Annotated in this window: 14 protein-coding genes; 8 read left to right on the top strand and 6 right to left on the bottom strand. The window is 48.0% G+C overall.

Translation table 11 applies throughout. The features are described from left to right. The 5 genes from DXZ20_RS03990 to DXZ20_RS03970 all read left to right on the top strand — a co-directional run. Nucleotides 1–537 (top strand): gamma-glutamyltransferase (locus DXZ20_RS03990; RefSeq protein ID WP_250565589.1); only part of this gene is annotated, 537 nt, incomplete at its 5' end. A 52-nt stretch (nucleotides 538–589) separates the two neighbouring features. Then, the gene (miaB, locus tag DXZ20_RS03985) at nucleotides 590–1,942 is read left to right on the top strand and encodes a tRNA (N6-isopentenyl adenosine(37)-C2)-methylthiotransferase MiaB (RefSeq protein WP_163696536.1); all 1,353 of its coding nucleotides are present in this window, start codon (nucleotides 590–592) and stop codon (nucleotides 1,940–1,942) included. Nucleotides 1,943–2,034: 92 nt separating this feature from the next. Beyond that, a complete protein-coding gene (locus tag DXZ20_RS03980) occupies nucleotides 2,035–2,433 on the top strand; it encodes a hypothetical protein (protein WP_163696535.1) in 399 nt (132 codons plus the stop codon). A 17-nt stretch (nucleotides 2,434–2,450) separates the two neighbouring features. Next, nucleotides 2,451–2,966 (top strand): GNAT family N-acetyltransferase, encoded by a 516-nt coding sequence (locus DXZ20_RS03975; protein ID WP_163696533.1) that lies wholly within the window; start codon nucleotides 2,451–2,453, stop codon nucleotides 2,964–2,966. A gap of 113 nt (nucleotides 2,967–3,079) precedes the next feature. Next, nucleotides 3,080–3,718, top strand: a complete 639-nt coding sequence (locus DXZ20_RS03970; RefSeq protein WP_163696531.1) for a vWA domain-containing protein — start codon at nucleotides 3,080–3,082, stop codon at nucleotides 3,716–3,718. A gap of 63 nt (nucleotides 3,719–3,781) precedes the next feature. Here DXZ20_RS03970 and DXZ20_RS03965 read toward each other — a convergent pair whose 3' ends face one another. After that, nucleotides 3,782–5,470 (bottom strand): ShlB/FhaC/HecB family hemolysin secretion/activation protein, encoded by a 1,689-nt coding sequence (locus tag DXZ20_RS03965; RefSeq protein WP_250565588.1) that lies wholly within the window; start codon nucleotides 5,468–5,470, stop codon nucleotides 3,782–3,784. A gap of 418 nt (nucleotides 5,471–5,888) precedes the next feature. Here DXZ20_RS03965 and DXZ20_RS03960 point away from each other — a divergent pair, with 418 nt between their 5' ends. Then, complete coding sequence (locus DXZ20_RS03960) at nucleotides 5,889–6,047, top strand: hypothetical protein (RefSeq protein WP_163696528.1); 159 nt, start codon at nucleotides 5,889–5,891, stop codon at nucleotides 6,045–6,047. Nucleotides 6,048–6,334: 287 nt separating this feature from the next. Then, nucleotides 6,335–8,932 carry a CHAT domain-containing protein gene (locus DXZ20_RS03955; protein WP_163696526.1) on the top strand — a complete coding sequence of 866 codons (2,598 nt, stop codon included), beginning with the start codon at nucleotides 6,335–6,337 and terminating at the stop codon, nucleotides 8,930–8,932. 41 nt (nucleotides 8,933–8,973) lie between these two features. Here DXZ20_RS03955 and DXZ20_RS03950 read toward each other — a convergent pair whose 3' ends face one another. The 5 genes from DXZ20_RS03950 to DXZ20_RS03930 all read right to left on the bottom strand — a co-directional run bounded on the left by DXZ20_RS03950 (nucleotide 8,974) and on the right by DXZ20_RS03930 (nucleotide 13,657). Beyond that, the gene (locus DXZ20_RS03950) at nucleotides 8,974–9,834 is read right to left on the bottom strand and encodes a DUF928 domain-containing protein (RefSeq protein ID WP_163696524.1); all 861 of its coding nucleotides are present in this window, start codon (nucleotides 9,832–9,834) and stop codon (nucleotides 8,974–8,976) included. A 26-nt stretch (nucleotides 9,835–9,860) separates the two neighbouring features. Next, complete coding sequence (locus DXZ20_RS03945) at nucleotides 9,861–10,094, bottom strand: hypothetical protein (RefSeq protein ID WP_163671332.1); 234 nt, start codon at nucleotides 10,092–10,094, stop codon at nucleotides 9,861–9,863. Nucleotides 10,095–10,222: 128 nt separating this feature from the next. Continuing rightward, nucleotides 10,223–12,097: a CHASE2 domain-containing protein gene (locus DXZ20_RS03940; RefSeq protein ID WP_163696522.1), complete on the bottom strand. Its 1,875-nt coding sequence runs from the start codon at nucleotides 12,095–12,097 to the stop codon at nucleotides 10,223–10,225. Between the two features lie 12 nt (nucleotides 12,098–12,109). Next, nucleotides 12,110–12,769 (bottom strand): response regulator transcription factor, encoded by a 660-nt coding sequence (locus DXZ20_RS03935; RefSeq protein ID WP_163696520.1) that lies wholly within the window; start codon nucleotides 12,767–12,769, stop codon nucleotides 12,110–12,112. A 198-nt stretch (nucleotides 12,770–12,967) separates the two neighbouring features. Beyond that, nucleotides 12,968–13,657, bottom strand: a complete 690-nt coding sequence (locus DXZ20_RS03930; protein WP_163696518.1) for a hypothetical protein — start codon at nucleotides 13,655–13,657, stop codon at nucleotides 12,968–12,970. 303 nt (nucleotides 13,658–13,960) lie between these two features. On the opposite strand from DXZ20_RS03930, the gene DXZ20_RS03925 reads away from it, so the two are divergent. Then, nucleotides 13,961–16,832, top strand: a 2,872-nt coding sequence (locus tag DXZ20_RS03925; RefSeq protein ID WP_250565587.1) for a two-partner secretion domain-containing protein, incomplete at its 3' end; no start/stop codon positions are given.

Below are 16,832 nucleotides of genomic sequence, written 5' to 3'. Positions count from 1 at the left end.
ACCCACCTCAGTGTGATTGACGATGAGGGCAACGCCGCCAGTGTGACCACGTCTAATGGTGAGGGCTCCTCCTATGTGCTGCCGGGTACCGGCATTATGGTCAACAACATGCTGGGCGAAGAAGACCTCAATCCCCATGGCTTTCACCAGTGGACGCCTGACCAACGCATGTCGTCCATGATGGCCCCCACCATGGTGCTGCGCGACGGACATCCTTATTTAGTGTTAGGGTCTGGCGGCTCCAACCGCATCCGCACCGCTATTCTGCAAGTGATTTCCAATCTGGTGGACTTTCAGATGCCCCTAGAAGCCGCCGTAGCTGCTCCCCGTATCCATTGGGAAAATGATGTATTTCACCTGGAGCCAGGATTTAATCAAGCGCTGCTAACCCCAATTATTGGCGATGCTAAACCACTCTGGTGGCAGGCTCAGAACATGTTTTTTGGGGGAGTCCATGCCGTGGGTCTGGATGAAAATGGTGTGCTGCACGGTGCCGGAGACAGTCGCCGCAGTGGAGCCGTAGCTGTGGCACAATAGGCTATTGGTCAAAATTTTTGCCTGAATTCCAGTATTTTCTTGAATAGACCCCATGGATAAGCGTCGTTATCACATCACTACGTTTGGTTGCCAGATGAATAAGGCCGACTCTGAGCGCATGGCTGGCATCCTCGATGACATGGGGATGAACTGGACAGAAAACCCATTGGAAGCGGATGTGGTGCTGTACAACACCTGCACCATTCGTGACAATGCCGAGCAGAAGGTGTATTCCTACCTGGGTAAGCAGGCAAAGCGTAAGCAGTCAGACCCCAATGTGACACTGATTGTGGCGGGTTGTGTGGCTCAGCAAGAGGGGGAAGCGCTGCTGCGTCGCGTCCCTGAGCTGGACCTGGTGATGGGGCCGCAGCATGCCAACCGTCTGAGTGACTTATTGGAGCAGGTCTTTAGCGGTAATCAGGTGGTGGCTACCGAGCCGGTCCACATTATGGAAGACATCACCAAGCCCCGACGCGATAGCAAAATTAGTGCTTGGGTAAATGTCATCTATGGCTGTAACGAACGCTGCACCTACTGTGTAGTACCCGGTGTGCGTGGCATTGAGCAGTCCCGCACCCCTGAGGCTATCCGAGCTGAAATGGAGCTGCTGGGTCAGCAAGGCTACACCGAGGTAACGTTGCTGGGCCAAAATATTGACGCCTATGGCCGTGACTTGCCCGGTATTACCCCTGAGGGCCGCCGTCAGAATACCCTCACAGACTTGCTTTACTACGTCCATGATGTCCCCGGCATTGAGCGGATTCGCTTTGCCACCAGCCATCCCCGCTATTTTACAGAGCGTTTAATTAAGGCCTGTGCTGAGCTGCCCAAGGTATGTGAACATTTCCATATTCCTTTCCAGTCCGGTGATAACGATGTACTCAAAGCCATGGCACGGGGCTACACCCAGGAGAAATATCGCCGCATTATCGACACGGTGCGTCGCTACGTGCCAGATGCGGCCATCAGCGCCGATGCCATTGTGGGTTTCCCCGGGGAAACCGAGGGGCAGTTTCAAAACACCCTAAAACTGGTGGAGGACATCGGCTTTGACCAGCTAAATACGGCTGCCTATTCCCCTCGCCCCAATACGCCAGCCGCCCTATGGGAGAGCCAGCTAGACGAAGCCACTAAGAGCGATCGACTGCAACGGCTGAATCATCTGGTCTCCATCAAAGCGGCTGAGCGGTCCCATCGGTATGCAAATCGGATTGAACGGGTACTGATTGAAGATGTAAACCCCAAAAATCCCCACCAGGTCATGGGTCGAACTCGCACCAATCGTCTGACATTCTGTGGGGGGGATATCAATGAACTCAAGGGCAAAATTATCGAAGTAAACATTACCGAAGTGCGGGCCTTTAGCCTCACAGGGGAACGGGTAAACGTGTTGGTCGAGGCTTAATCAACTTCCGTTTGTACGAAATTTTGCATCTGAGTTTGAAGTACTAACTTTGGGAATGATCTCAGCGTCTACAGGTAACTTCGGAGGATGTGATGCGAGCTTTACTTCAAAAGTTATTCAATCGGCAATCCATTAGTGTTAACCAGATGCAGCGGGAGGCCATGGTCGATTTATGTCTGCTAGGCATGTACTCAGACTCTAAGCTGTCCATTGATGAGCAAGACTTTTTGGATGAGGAGTTTCACAAGCTAACCTGGGAGTCCGGTATTTCCCTCAGTAGCTATCTGCAAAGAGCCGTGCCTAGGGTGCGCTCGGTGATTGACGATGCCTCGGAATTGGCTGCATTTTTGCAAGACATTGCTCAGCGTCTAGGGGAGGGAGACTTTAGGCAAACGGCCATGGATGCTTTGCAAGAACTGTTGGAGTCTGATGGCGTGGCCGAGAGCGAGTCAAAGTTTATGGCGGATGTTAGAAAAGCATTGACTATGTGAACTCGCTAACTCAAACCATGCTTCCTCGTGTTTATATTCGGTCCCCGGTCGATGATGATTGGTCAACGCTGCTCGATCTACATCAGCGTAGTGCTGACTACCATTCTCCTTGGGCGGAACCGGCCAAAAATGAGGAAGGATGTAGGCGCTATATCCATCGCTGTCACACGGAGCCCTTTGAAGGCATGCTGATCTGGCATGCCGTTGACCATCGCTTGGTAGGGGTGGCCAACTTAAGCCAGATTTTTTACGGCAGCTTTCAAAATGCCTATCTGGGCTATTACGGCAATGTGGACTACGCGGGTCAGGGATTGATGACTGAGGGGGTAAAGCTGGTGCTTAACCATGCCTTTAATTCCCTGAAGCTTCACCGTATCGAAGCGAATATTCAACCGGGCAACACAGCGTCTATTAAGTTGATCAAACGATTGGGATTTGCCCATGAGGGATTCTCACGCCAATATCTAAAAATCAATGGAGAGTGGCGCGACCATGAGCGCTGGGCATTGACGGTGGATAACTGGCTGCGGTAATACCGTTGTGTGATCACTCTCAGATACTTGGATATCAGAATTTGAACTCAGGGGCACCCTAATCAGGGTACGGAACACTATACGGAATACTATTTATTATAAGGATCCTGACGATGGTACAGACCAGTACTAGCCTGCCTGCACAGTTACAAAACCGTAATTACACATTGATCTATGCCCCTACTCAGTTAAAGCGTCTGGGTATGACCCCTGGATTTGACCAGCGATGGCAACAGGCTCGCCCCCAGGTTTTAGAGATTGCTGCACAGTGTCACAGACTAGCACCCAATGGATTAACGGTGTATCGAGGTACAGGCGATACTTTTCAGGCCCACCAAAATGTAAATGTTGAGAACTTTCAGTCCCTGATGGATTCGGCCCCCATGCCAGAGCAGGTGGCGTTGGCTCCAGTCTTACAGACGGTGTTTGATCGGTATTTTGATGAGAAGGCGGCGGGTCAGCAGCCTGCAAATGGTGAGATTGTTTTGATTCTGATGGACAATGAACCCACGGATCGGCTTGCGATCGCAAAACAAATCGTAGCCGCCTCCCAAAAGCTTGACCACAACAATGAGCTGGGCATTGGCTGGGTTCAAGTGGGGGATGACTACATTACTAAAGGGTTTTTAGTGACCCTAGACAACAATCTTCGAGAGAAAGGTGCAAAATTTGACATTGTTGATCACAAGATAATTCAACAGATCGCCTCAGAGGACTTGGTCACATTCCTGATGGGTGTGTTGACGGACTAGTCGTGATGGCGGTTGCACAAATATAATCTCTTTTTTCTTAAGACTCAGACCTGAAACTCAGGCCTAAAACTGAGGTCTATAGTCCAACAAGAAATATAGGCCATCTTCTTGTAGTGAATCGCCTGTATTATCCACATCCACTAGGGGAATACCATAGTCAAGCCGCATGGATAGCCAGGGACTGACGGCCCAACGCACCCCTAACCCCAAACTAGCCAGAAAGGCGGGATCGGGATCGGGGATTTCATTGTTCCAGCCCACTCCAGCTTCAAAGAAAGGCGTCAGTTGCACCTTATTTGGGTCTTTGGTGATCGGAATCCGCAGCTCAATCGAACTGGTAATGGCATTATCAGTGACAATTTGGTTTTGGCTGTAGCCGCGTATGGTGCTAATGCCGCCTAAGCTAAAACGCTCAATGGGTAATAGAGCATCTGGTGTCAGTTGAGCACCGACCCGGGTCAGCATCAAAAATCGAGGAGACACCTGCTTAATCCACTGAAACTGGCCTAGCCAAATAAAGAAACGACCATCAATGCCAGAATCATTGACGGTGGCATCAAACAAGTCTAACCCCACACTAAATTGAGAGCGGGCTGCTAATACCTGAGACTGACTGCGTTTCACCCAGTCTTGATAAAATCGAACCGCACTGACCTGAGATCGCCCATCTTCAGGACCCAGGGAGAATGAAAATGGAATGTCGTCAAGAATAAAACTGCGACTACGTTTCCAATCAAAATCTAAGCCCAGCGCAAACTCTTCTGACGGCGTACGCACCAGGGGCTGACGAAATCCAGCGGATAATGTTGTGGTTTCACTGCGAATGTCGATATCGCGGAAGGCATCCTGCACAATGCGGCTATCGCTGTTGCTGGCCCTCAGGCGCAGCGTACCGTCCTGGGCATTCACCGGAACAGAATAGCTCACATCATATAGGTCAAGACCTTCTGTCCTGCCATAGCTAGCATTGAAGCGATCGCCAATACCCAACGGATGACTAACAGACAGTCCTACATTAATACCTTCAGAGCCAATGCTGGGAGAACGATAGTTATCGCCAGCGAAAGAGAGACCAAATGTGTCAGCTTCTTCTAAATCTAAAATTAACAAGCTTTTGCCAGGACCATTGCCCGCTGTTAATTCTGCATTAACCCGCTGTAGCATCGGGTCAACCTGGAGTAACTGTAGCCCTCTCTCTAAATCTTGTTGTCTAAAAGGTGATTCCATGGCACGGGCTAGACGATCGCTCACATAACCCTTCCGTAAACGATCTAAGCCATTGATCTGGAGTTCTTCGATTTCTCCTTCAATCACCTGAATCTCGACACTACCGTTGGTCAAGTCCTGATTGTTGGGGACAAATGCGCCAGACGTAATATAGCCTTCGTCCAGGTAAAGTTTGGTGATTCGCGATCGCAAATTAAACAAATCCGACAATCGAATCTCTTGACCCAAATAACAATCCACCTGCTTAGCAATTTGGTCTGCTAGTACCGTATTACCAACCACCCTAATTTCAGTCGCCAGAAACGACAGTTCTGAGGTCTCAGCTAAGGGTGGACAGACATCTAAATTTAAGACATTTGGCGGATTGACAGATGGCTGTTCAATTTCTATTTGAACCTCTTCTGGAGACGATGGAACCTCTTCTGGAATCGTCTCTGGAGACGGTAGTGATTGCTCTTCGGGAGATGGAATATTGGGTGGAGGTGCAGGCTGTGCAGGGGCAACCGTCTGTGCGGTAACCGGCATGCCGTAACTTGTAATGGCTAGACAGCTAAAGATGGCGAATACTATGGGAGGGCTATGCACAACCGTATTTGTCCGTACTAAGCAAGATGAATCGTTGCATATCATACGATATTCGCAAGATATGAACTATTTAGGGGCCTACTATTGTTGAAAAAATTGATGTAATACCTCTATTAAGGGGGGATCTGGATTGTGGTTAACAGTGCAAGCAGCTCCCAAGCGAATCTGTCATGCTCAGATGCCACGGAATTTATCTCACGGAACTTATCTGAACATTGCCGATTTATGCCAGGAACGCTTCTGTTTTGAACAGCCATCGTTTCAGGATCCTGAGCTGACTAGGGGTTTCAATACTTCTATCGTTGCTACATAGCAATGAGATAACTCATTCTCATTGGTTGCTTCCCCGGCCTTACCCATGAGAGAAAATAAGGTTAAAAAAATCATGCCAGCTCTTATCATGATTGCTGGCATGATTGCACTGTGCTGTGTTGTTTATGCAGAAATATCAACAGGAGATGTGGCTATGTTTCTTGTCGATACTGATTGTTATGATGCCCCATTAATTAGTCGGTAGAGCCCTCAGGTGTTTAAGGGAAAATTATCACTCATCCACCCATCTCCAGCCCCAACCTGGGTCTTTATTTTTGTGTAGTTCCTTAAGGTGACATACAGCCATATATCTGGAGAATCATAACGACGTATTGCAAAAATGTCCCGTCACGCCCATGCCCAAAAGACATCTGATACCCTGAATAACAAACTCGCTTTTGCCTTTTATCCCCAGCTGTTTAAATGCGTTGCTCTGGTTTACGGTTATCTATCCATCGTGTCTATATAGGGCTATGTGCGTTGAGCTTGTGCGTGGCCCTGTGGCTAGGGCATCCGTTTACGAGAGCTGCCCCCATTGCCCAGGCAACGGATGCACGTCAGCTGGTGCAAACGGGGGTTGACTACTATCAAGCTGGTCACTTTAGGGCAGCCATTGACCCTTGGCTTGCGGCCCACAAGGCCTATGCAACTACGCAAGACTTACCCGCCTTAGCCATTGTTAACGAGAACCTGGCACGGGCTTATCAACAAATGGGCCGCACATCGGCAGAAATTAGCCATTGGCAACAGGCCATTGATACCGTTCAAACCCTTGGGGATCGCCAGAAATTAGGTCGCTTAATCACTGAACAAGCCCAGGCCCATAGCCGTTTGGGTCAACACCGCCGAGCGATTTCCTTACTCTGTGGCACTGCCTTTAACCAGGGAGATTGTAAAACTGGCAGTGCGCTCCAGATAGCCATTGCATTAGAGGATGGTCTTGGTCAAATTACAGCTTTGGGGAGTTTAGGCGAAGCCTATCGTTCGAGTGGCAATACAGAGGCTGCACAAACCTACCTCACGCAAGGATATGCCTTGAGCCGTGAGATGGGTGAACCATCATTAGAGGCATCACTGCTTAACAGTTTAGGGAATACCTATGTGAACCTGGCTTTGGTAAATTATCGCCGAGCAGAGGAAGCGACAGAGCGCAAAGCTACAAAACGAAGTATCGCTGTATTAAGGGCTAAAGCTGACGATTTCAACGGCCAAGCCATTGCTTATTTTGAAGAAAGCTATGGGCTAGCCACTGGGCAACAGCGAAGCGCAACAGAGTTATTGACGTTGCTGAACCTGATTTCAGCCTATGAAAGGGCGGAGGATAACCATGCCGTTGACCGCTATCGTCAGTTGGCGCTATCGAGTCTCAAGCAGTTGCCCGATTCAAAAGCAAAGGCATTTGCAGCCATTAGACTCGCTGACTTGTTAGATCCGTTAACTGTACGTCAGTCCCAGGCAATTTTAAGCCGTGAACCGCTTTCTGCGGTGACCGAGAAGGAGGCTACGGCACTGTTGGAACAGGCCTTAGCCATTGGCAAAGCAACTGAGAACCCCAGAATTACATCATTTGCCTTGGGGAAACTAGGTACCTTAGATGAACGGGCTAAACGCTATGAAGCTGCGATCGCAAAAACTCAACAGGCCCGTCTAGCGGCGGATCAAGATCGGGCTGCCCAAGATAGCCTGTATCTTTGGGAATGGCAGTTAGGTCGAATCTACACCGAATTAGACCAGCAACGTGAAGCAGAACAATCTTACAGTCAGGCCGTTGCATTATTAGAAGAAATCCGTAGTGATATCTTGAATGCCAATCGCGATCTACAGTTTGATTTTCGAGATACGGTAGAGCCGATCTATCGGCAGTATGCTGCTCTAAGTCTGGAAAGTGTTCCTAAAGCAGTCACCCTAAATCAGGATGACGTTGCCTTTGCAGAGTTAGAAAAGGTATTGACCACGCTAGATTCTCTCAAGGTGGCGGAGCTACAGAGTTACTTTGCCAATGACTGTGTGATTGTGCCTGCCGAAGTGCGAGCTGATGCCGTGGGCCAGAGCCATGCAACGGGGGTTGTGAGCACCGCACTATCTGATGATCAGCTCACGGTGATCATGAGTCTTCCGGGAGGAGCCCGAGAAATTGTGCAAATTCCAGTTGCTTCAGCTGTGGTCGAAGATCAGGTCAATGAATTTCGCCGTAGCTTAGAACTGGGGGCACGGGACTATAGCTTTAATACCGAGCCAGCCCAGCAGCTGTATCAGTGGCTAGTTCAACCGTTTGAGACAGATTTGGCAGATGTAAAAACCCTGGTCTTTGTCAATGATGGACTGCTGCGTAGTGTGCCGATGGCTGCCTTATACGACGGCAGTCAGTTTTTGATTGAAAAGTTTGCAGTGGCGACAACCCCGAGTTTGACCCTGACTACACCAGAAAAATTAGAACGCCGTGGGTTAAACGCCTTACTGGTGGGGGTGAGTGAACCCTCTGAAGTGCCCCAGCGACCCTTTGCTGCCTTACCTGCCGTAGAGCGAGAGCTGGACTTACTCTCTAAGCAGCTACCCAATACAAAAACGTTATTAAACGATAATTTTTCTATCGATACTTTGCAGGCGGCATTAGTCGCAGACGATTACCGGATCTTGCATATGGCTACCCACGGTACCTTTGGCTTTGCACCGGAAGATAACTTCGTAGTGGTAGGCGCTAAGGATGCAACGGAGCAGTACAACGAGACTCTCACCATTGGACAATTGGATCAGTTGATTCGGAATGTTAATGACCCGACCCGAGAGCCCATTGAATTATTGACCCTCACAGCCTGCGATACGGCTATTGGCGGCAATCGGTCTACGTTAGGGCTGGCCGGTGTTGCGGTGCGGGCCGGTGTTCGTAGTGCGGTGGCCACCCTATGGGCCGTCAGTGATGATTCCACCCCTGAGATTGTTTCGATGTTTTACGATCAGTTGCAACAGCCAGCATTAACTAAGGCTGAGGCTTTGCAACAGGCCCAGATAGCCATGTTAAAGTCAGGCGATATTTTGAAAGCCCACCCCTACCGTTGGGCTCCGTTTATCTTGATTGGTAATTGGCTTTAAGGGCTGGTTTTAAAAAGCTGGCTTTAAGGCAAAAGCTGGCTTTAAGGTGCAGTCGCTACGACGATTTCTAAAATGTCTTGACGGATCTGATCTGACTCTGGTGGCAGGGACATGGCTAAGTCGGTGAGCAGACCGCTGCGGGTTTCTTGTTCGCCTAAGCTTGTTGCTTGGGCAACCTGTGCGATCGCATCGTACCAAACCCCAGCCTGTCCATAGGCTACGGCTCTTTCAGTCGCTGTAGTAGCGGTTGCCAATGCCTGAGAGAGCTCAACAGTATCAGGGACCACCTCAAACGACAGCTCCTGTAGCATCGCTTGGGCTGGATACTCAGGATTACACTCAATAATCACCTGCCAACGATATTCCACACCCGTTGATAACGTAGCTACCGAGGGAGGTAGCTGATGGGTCATAAACCCAGCACTATAGGTGAGGCTGCTCTCATAGATGGGAATGGGAATATCGTTCTCATCTGGGGCCAACAGGCGAAAAATAATTGGAAACGTTGCGTCGATTTCAGGTAGATGCCAGACAAATACAGGAGACTCAGATGTAGTACGACCCAAAATTGTATCGGGAGTATTGGGTCCAAAGATGGTAAATGCTGTGGCCGTGGGACCTAAGCAGCCGCCACGACGAGTGCCTGTAGACGTGCGGGGAGCCGATGTGGGCGTTGGATCCGTAGGGGGACGAAAATACGTGCCAGTGGAGGTAATAATGGAATCCCTGTCGATGTCAGCATCATCAGGCGGTGTGAATTCAGCTTGAGCGTGATGATAAGTATCGGTTTCTACGGTGTTAAATTGCGGAGCCCCATCGCTTACAGGTGATAAATACCAACTACTAAGGATAAAAAACGACGTAAACCTTAGCAATGCAGAACGATATTGGGGCGCAATCATAGTCGTAGATGAACTGACCTAAGCAACTAAACGATTTCAACTCTGGGCACACAGTGCTGACGTTGAAGATGTTTGCAGTATTTCCAGAGACGGATACTCCAATACACCAGGGTAATGATTAGCAAAGCTGTACTTAACCACTCTAACCAAACCCACTGCCAACCTAAACGAGTCAGTGTAAAAATTGCAATGTCATCCACAAAGTTTAACAGGAGTAAAAATCCTTTTTGAATTAGATCACTTAAACTGTCGATTTGCATGGCCTTAACTTCCTTACGTCGTTGACTTTACTGTACGGAAGCTGCTGACCAGACACATGCAAGAAACCAGACAAATTCGTTGCCAAGTTTGTCTAACTTCGTGGCAGAAATATGCAACTATCGGCTACTTAAGGCAACCATCGTTGCCAAAGAGGCCGATAAATAGGCCAGTGCAGCTCACAGCAAACACCCTTAGGTTTGTGGTGGGTGCGGTTGAATGTGCCATTGAGACTACGGGCTAAGGTTTCTGCTTGTTTAGTGCCATACCCTCCTAACGTCTTGGGTGCAGACGGTTTAAGGCCGCTCCCATTATCGAGGACGCGAATAACATTGTTGCCATCCTTTTGACGACAGTCGATGGTGAGTCGGGTTGTACCGTGAGCGTATTTCTGAATGTTGATCAAGGCTTCTTCTAAAAAGCGTCCCAAATTTCGTTTTTGATCAATACTCAACTGCTGATCGTCCAGGGGTTCAAAGGCAACAATTTTCAGTATGGGTTCAAAAAACTCTCGATGGCGCTCTAGGGTGATTTGGTATGCTTCGCGCAGTAGCTCGTCTAAGGGCATTTGCAAATCAATGGATTGCTGCCCGGTTAATACCAGCTGGCCTGTGGGCAACAATATTTCCTGACGCATGGTGTCATAGATGTCGCGCAGTTCCCGATTCAGGGTGTGTAGCTCAGGGCGTAGGGCGTCTGGGGCTGGCTGGCTTTCTGGCCAGGTGCTGATCATTTTGGCCAGGGTTTGCAGGGGGCCATTGTGAATGGTGTTGTAGGTTTGGTTAATCAGCTTTTGACGATCGTTGAGTTGCGATCGCAACTGAGCCTGGGCTTGATAAAACGGGTACAGTACAGCCGCATTCAATAAAAATGCAGCCACGACGGGGACAACGGGCAGCCACCAGCTCGTCAGCAGCAGCCCGTAGCTGACGAGTAAAATAACGCCGCTGATGACGATAATCACCAGAAAATGCACGGCTGGTTTCCGTTCCCATTGGGCCAGAATCATACCGCCTAAGCCACTGCCCAAAATTAAAAGATATTCAATCCCATCTGGCATCCCACGCAAAAAAGGTCGACCGTCGATGACGGCACTCAAAATTTGGCTAACTGCATGGGCCTGAGCATCCATACCAGGCACCAGGCTGGGGGTTACCCCCGCAATGGCCGCTGAGCTGACAAAGTCCTTCACACTTTCTGCCGTGTAGCCAATGAGCACCAGGCGATCTTGTATTAGCGTTGCTTCTACCTGACCCGCCATCAAGGCTTTATAGGTGATTTTTTCAAACGGTTGAGTCCCCGCTCGAAAATTGATTAAGGTTTGATTCCCCCCTCGATCGGCACGAATATAGCCCCCTGTGTTGCTCTGAAAGCGAGGAATTTCTGTTGATCCAAATCGCATGGTTTCAGGATCGCGCATGCCATTCTCGACGCTGAGGCCATCGTTAGCCAAATAGGAGGACACCAACTGAATGGTGAATGAAAATTGATAGTTTCCCGCTTTGTCGGCTGCCCCTAAAAGGCTCCGTCTTAAGAAACCATCTTGATCGACGAGGGCATCGGCAAACCCTACCTGACTGTCGGGTAACGATGGGGGCGGTGGGACGGTGGCCCGGGGATCGATTTTGTGAATGCCAACAATATTGTCGGAAGATTGTAGCGTTTGGGCCAAAGCTGTATAGCCATCACCCACCGGCTGATCTCGGAAAATATCCAGACCCACTACGCGAGGGCTATAGGATTGCACAGTTTCAAGAAATTCTGACAGGGTGTGATCCGAGATGGGATAATCAAGGGCTGTTTGAATGTCTTCTTCGGTAATCGCAAGTAAGGTAATGCGTGGGTCAGTGGCTTCAGCAGGCCGCCATTTTAGACTGAGATCTAAGGTTTTCCACTCTAGGGGCTGCAGCAAACCCAGTAGTCTTGTCAAAACAATGAACCCAGTGATAGATAACCCTGGCAAAAGCCTGAGTTGCCAACTAGGAGAAGACCAGGAGACTTTCATCGGTAACTACACTCAGTCCAACAGACCCATCTGACGGGCCTTATTGTAGGTTTGGATGCGAATATTGGTGCCTTCATCAGGATAAACGCCAAGGGCATCCTGCACTCTAGTCCAATAGTGACGGACGGTTCTTTCCGCCACATTCATTTGCTTGGCAATAGCTTTGTCAGTTAAGCCGTTGGTAAATGCTAGCTGTAGCACCTGCAACCATTCGGGTTTGACCTCGATACCCAATCGCATTTCGGGGGGGGTGTAGAGGAGTCCATTCAAAGCCCAGTCAATTTTAATGAGCATTTCAGAACTGGATAGACTTTTGTCGGCAATGGTGAAGCCAGCTTGGTGTTTGTCAATCATGGACTTGAGCCGCACCAGGCTTTTTACATGGGCACTTTGTATGACGAAGTGGAGTGTAGGATGATTTTGCAGTAGCGATCGCAATAAATGTAAGCCCGTCTCAGTCTGTGCTTTATCTCCTTTTCGTTCAGGAATTGATAAATCCATCACCACCAAATCAGGCTGAACATCCTGAATCAGAGCTTCAACCCCATCTGCTTGACCCGCAGTCGTAATCTTTGCATCCGGATACTGAGCCTTTAATACACGGCATGTGCCCTCTAAGACCGAATCGTGATCATCTACTACCACAAATGTCTTTGTAGATGCTTGAGCCATGTTCCAGTGATCTCCTTGAAGTTATCAATCGTTTACGTAGATAATTGGCCTATCAAAATTAGTTAGATTGTAAAATAAAGCATACGACTAACCCCATAGCTGATGGTGGTATCCGCATAGTAATTTTGACCGATTTAAGCAAGATGTCCGTGATATTTAACGTCATGAAGCACCCATTTCAGCGACTCAAATCAACGACTAGTCATCCACTGGCCATTGCAGTTGGCCTTTGAGACCAAATTTATCAGTGACAATCTCTAAACGACCTGCCACTAAGGTATGGAAAACTTCCTTAAGATGTTTTATCTCGGGGGTATTTATCAAAGATTTGCCATCCGTAGGCGAGTAGTCGGGGTATTTCAAGGTCAGAGTGTATCGCTTATGGTGATGCTCTAAGCTTATGGAAAGCTGCTGCATACAATTTTCCATAGGTATCAGTAATTCAATCAATCCCGTAATCACTGAGAGAATAATCTGATTCTTGTTAAAGGATTGTTCAGGCCAGTCTGATAAAACCTCTAGCTTTACGCTCAGACCGGGTTGAGTGCATTGCCAATTTTGTATCATCAGCTGTAGTGCTAAAGGAAAACTGTCAGCAATAAACGGTGGAGATAGCTGATTACTCAGTTTTTCTAAGTCAGCGTAAAACAGTTGAAAGCGTTCTAACCATTGTTCAGCTTGTTTTGCATCGGGCTGAGTTGTTAACGTGGTTTCTAAATAGCGTCGAAAGGCAAACGTTTCTTGTAGTAAGTTATCCCGAATGGATTCTGCCTGTTTATGGAGTCGGGCGATTTGTTGATCGTGCCACCACTGCCAGGCTTGACGCTGACGTAGCCATCGTTGAATGAAGAGATAGAGTGCGGTTGGCCCTACAAGTGCTTTTATCACAAAAACCTCAACTTACTGATGTAACTCTTTGTTGCGATCGTAACGAGCCCACAAACCCATGATGTTCCGCTTGTGCCCAAGCTCAGTGCTGATTTGAGCCAAGTCCCATTGCCTGTTTCTGCCATCGCCGCTGTTTATTTGTGCATATGACAGCTTTATTATCCGTAAAGTCAATGGTCATGACAAAAACAATAGATGCTTGCAACAGGTGCATACAACGTTTTGTTGAGTGACATCTGTCCGTAGCATCGGGCATCAAAAAGCCATGGTAGATTTCTGTTATTGCCGGTTACTGACTCGTGTATGTCAAGCCCTCAATTATATTGGTCCTGTTTGCTAGCAGCGGTTGCAGCCCTTTGGAGTGAGCCAATCCAGGCACAGCTCATTCCAGATCAAACCCTAGGGGCAGAAGGTTCTGTTGTCTCAACTGACGTGTTGGTAAAAGGTAGCCTAGCAGACTTAATTGAGGGAGGTGCTGCACGGGGTCCAAATTTATTCCACAGCTTTGATGCGTTTACGGTCGCTAACGATCAGCGAGTGTACTTTGCCAATCCAGCAGAGATTGAATCAATTTTAAGTCGGGTGACTGGCAACAATCGCTCCGACATTTTTGGCACATTGGGTGTGGATGGCACGGCTGATTTGTTTTTGATTAACCCCAATGGCATTGTGTTTGGGCCAGATGTCAGTTTAGATGTGACCGGCTCATTTTATGCAACAACAGCGACAGCGGTTGATGTTGGTGACGGTGTGTTTAGTGCTGTTACGCCTGGGCAAAGTCAGCTGCTAGCCGTTAGCCCCAGCGTCTTATTTTGGAACCATCTAACTGATAACTCAGGCGATATCACCAACCGTGGTCAGGTAACAGCGGGCGCAGACTTAGTACTGGCAGGCCAGAATTTGGACCTGGCAGCTCAGGTGGCTGGTGTGAGAGATGTCTCGCTGTTAGCCACCGATATCGTTAAAATTCGAGATACGGCAAACAATCCGTTTATTGCCCTGGCAGGCGGAGATTTGTTAGTGCAGGGCAACCAGCATGTGGATATTGTTGCCTTAACCCACCCAGACAGTCAGTTGTTTTCCTATGGCAATATGGTGTTACGCTCACCAGAACCCGTTAATGGTGACGCCTACTTTTTTAGTGGTGGTAATTTCCGTATTGAGAATTTAGACAATACTCCAGGTAATTTGAATAGTCCGGTTGACCCCATTATTCGGAGTCTTGGGGATGTTGAGTTTGATAGTTATAGGGGTAGCTCGCTACATATTCTAGCTGGAGGTTCAGTAACGTTTACGAGTGCAACTATCATAGCTCCCGACCCAGGCACTGCAGGTGTCGATTTTTTGCAAGAAACCATCGTACTTTCTGATGGAACAATTGTTGAGGTGGATGGTAGTGCACAGCCAACCATTGATATCAGAGCAGGCCTTAGACCAGATGCTGTAGGTGTAATCCCTGCTGAGAATCCATCAGGTCAAGGGATCTTCGATTCATTTGTTAATAGTTTACTTTTGCCAATTAATCCTGCCATAACAGCTAATCCATCTAGCGCTGACATTGAGATCGGGAGTATCAATATTAGTAATCAGCCAAATGGAAACATATTGCTGACAAATCGTTATGAACCAAACACGGCACTACCTGGTGGCGATATTCAAGTTATTGGTAATGACCCAACAGGACTAGGTTTTGCCAAGTTAGGTCTTAGAATTATATCTCCAGATAGTGGTTCCATATTTTTAGACTCACGCAACAATATTACCGTCACTGATACAGATATCACCATATTAGGTGCACGTGGTACTGGAGATATTGTGCTAGTAGCGGATGAAAGTGTCATCTTAGAAGACCTTGGTAGCTTTCTCTCATCAGGCATTTTCAACAATATTGACGTTGGGGAGCAAGGAACAGCTGGAGATATTAGAATTACTGCAAGAAATCTATCGGTGCTAAATGGCGCACAGATAAATAGCAGGCTATTGGGTAATGGTGAAGCCAGCGATATCACTCTCAATATTGAGGATACCGTTCTATTAGAAGGACGGTCTGCCAATCCAATTCTTAGACAACCTAGTGGGGTTATTAGCGGTGTTAGTTCAGGGTCTCAAGGACGTGGTGGCGAGATAAGAATTAATGCTGAAAACTTACTTGTACTTAGTGGAGCACAAATTAGTGCCTCAACTGTTGGTACGGGTAATGCGGGTAATATCCACTTAGAGGTTGAGGAAAATGCTCGCTTCGATGGAATTGACTTTCTAACTAGTGTCGATAGTGGCGTTTTTAACGATGTTCAACAGAATAGCCAGGGGCAAGCTGGTGATATTTATATTAAAGCCGGTAATTTTGAACTTCTCAATGGTGCAACGCTGCGCTCTTCTACATTTGGCATAGGAAATGCTGGAAATATCACTCTCAATATCCGTGAAACTGCTCGATTTGATAGTGATGATTCTGTTATAAATTTTAGTGGAATCTTTGCAAATATTCAATCTGATTCCCAGGGCCAGGCTGGCGAAATCCGCATAGAGGCAAATGATTTAGAGGTTCTCGGCGGCACCATATTATCCGCTTCTAACTTTGGCGGTCTTGGTAATGCAGGCAACGTTATTTTCAATATTCGTGACAACGCTCGATTTGATCAAGCAAGTCAAGCTACAAGTGAATATGCATCAAATACTCCAGGTCGGGGTGGAAATGTGATGCTGAGTGCAACAAATTTAGACGTTCTTAACGGTGCAGTCCTCAGCACAAATACTTTTGGAAATGGTGATGCAGGTGATGTAATTTTAGATGTCCGTGAAACGGTTCGGTTTGACGGTAGAGACCCTGATCCTATAGGTAGAATTAGTGGAGCTACTAGCATTATTGCTTTTAATAATGCTAGTAATCTTGTTGGGATGGCTAATGGAGGAGATGTACGGATTAATGCGGGTAGCTTAGAAGTTTTGAATGGTGCTGAAATAAGTGCCGATGTAGATGGTATAGGCAATGGAGGAGATGTTGTTTTAGATATTCGTGGTACCGCTCGAATCGCGGGGAGTTCCCCTCTTACTGGTGTTGCTAGCGGCGTATCTAGTGCTATTACAACAGGTGGACAAGGGCAGGCTGGTAATGTTGAGCTTAAAGTTACTAACTTAGAATTACTGGATGGAGCTCAAATTAGCAGTGGTACAC

It is taken from the genome of Adonisia turfae CCMR0081 (assembly GCF_011009555.1).
Lineage (GTDB): Bacteria > Cyanobacteriota > Cyanobacteriia > Phormidesmidales > Phormidesmidaceae > Leptothoe > Leptothoe turfae.
Note: the sequence above shows the minus strand (reverse complement) of the source record. Positions and strands in the feature narration are given on the sequence as shown.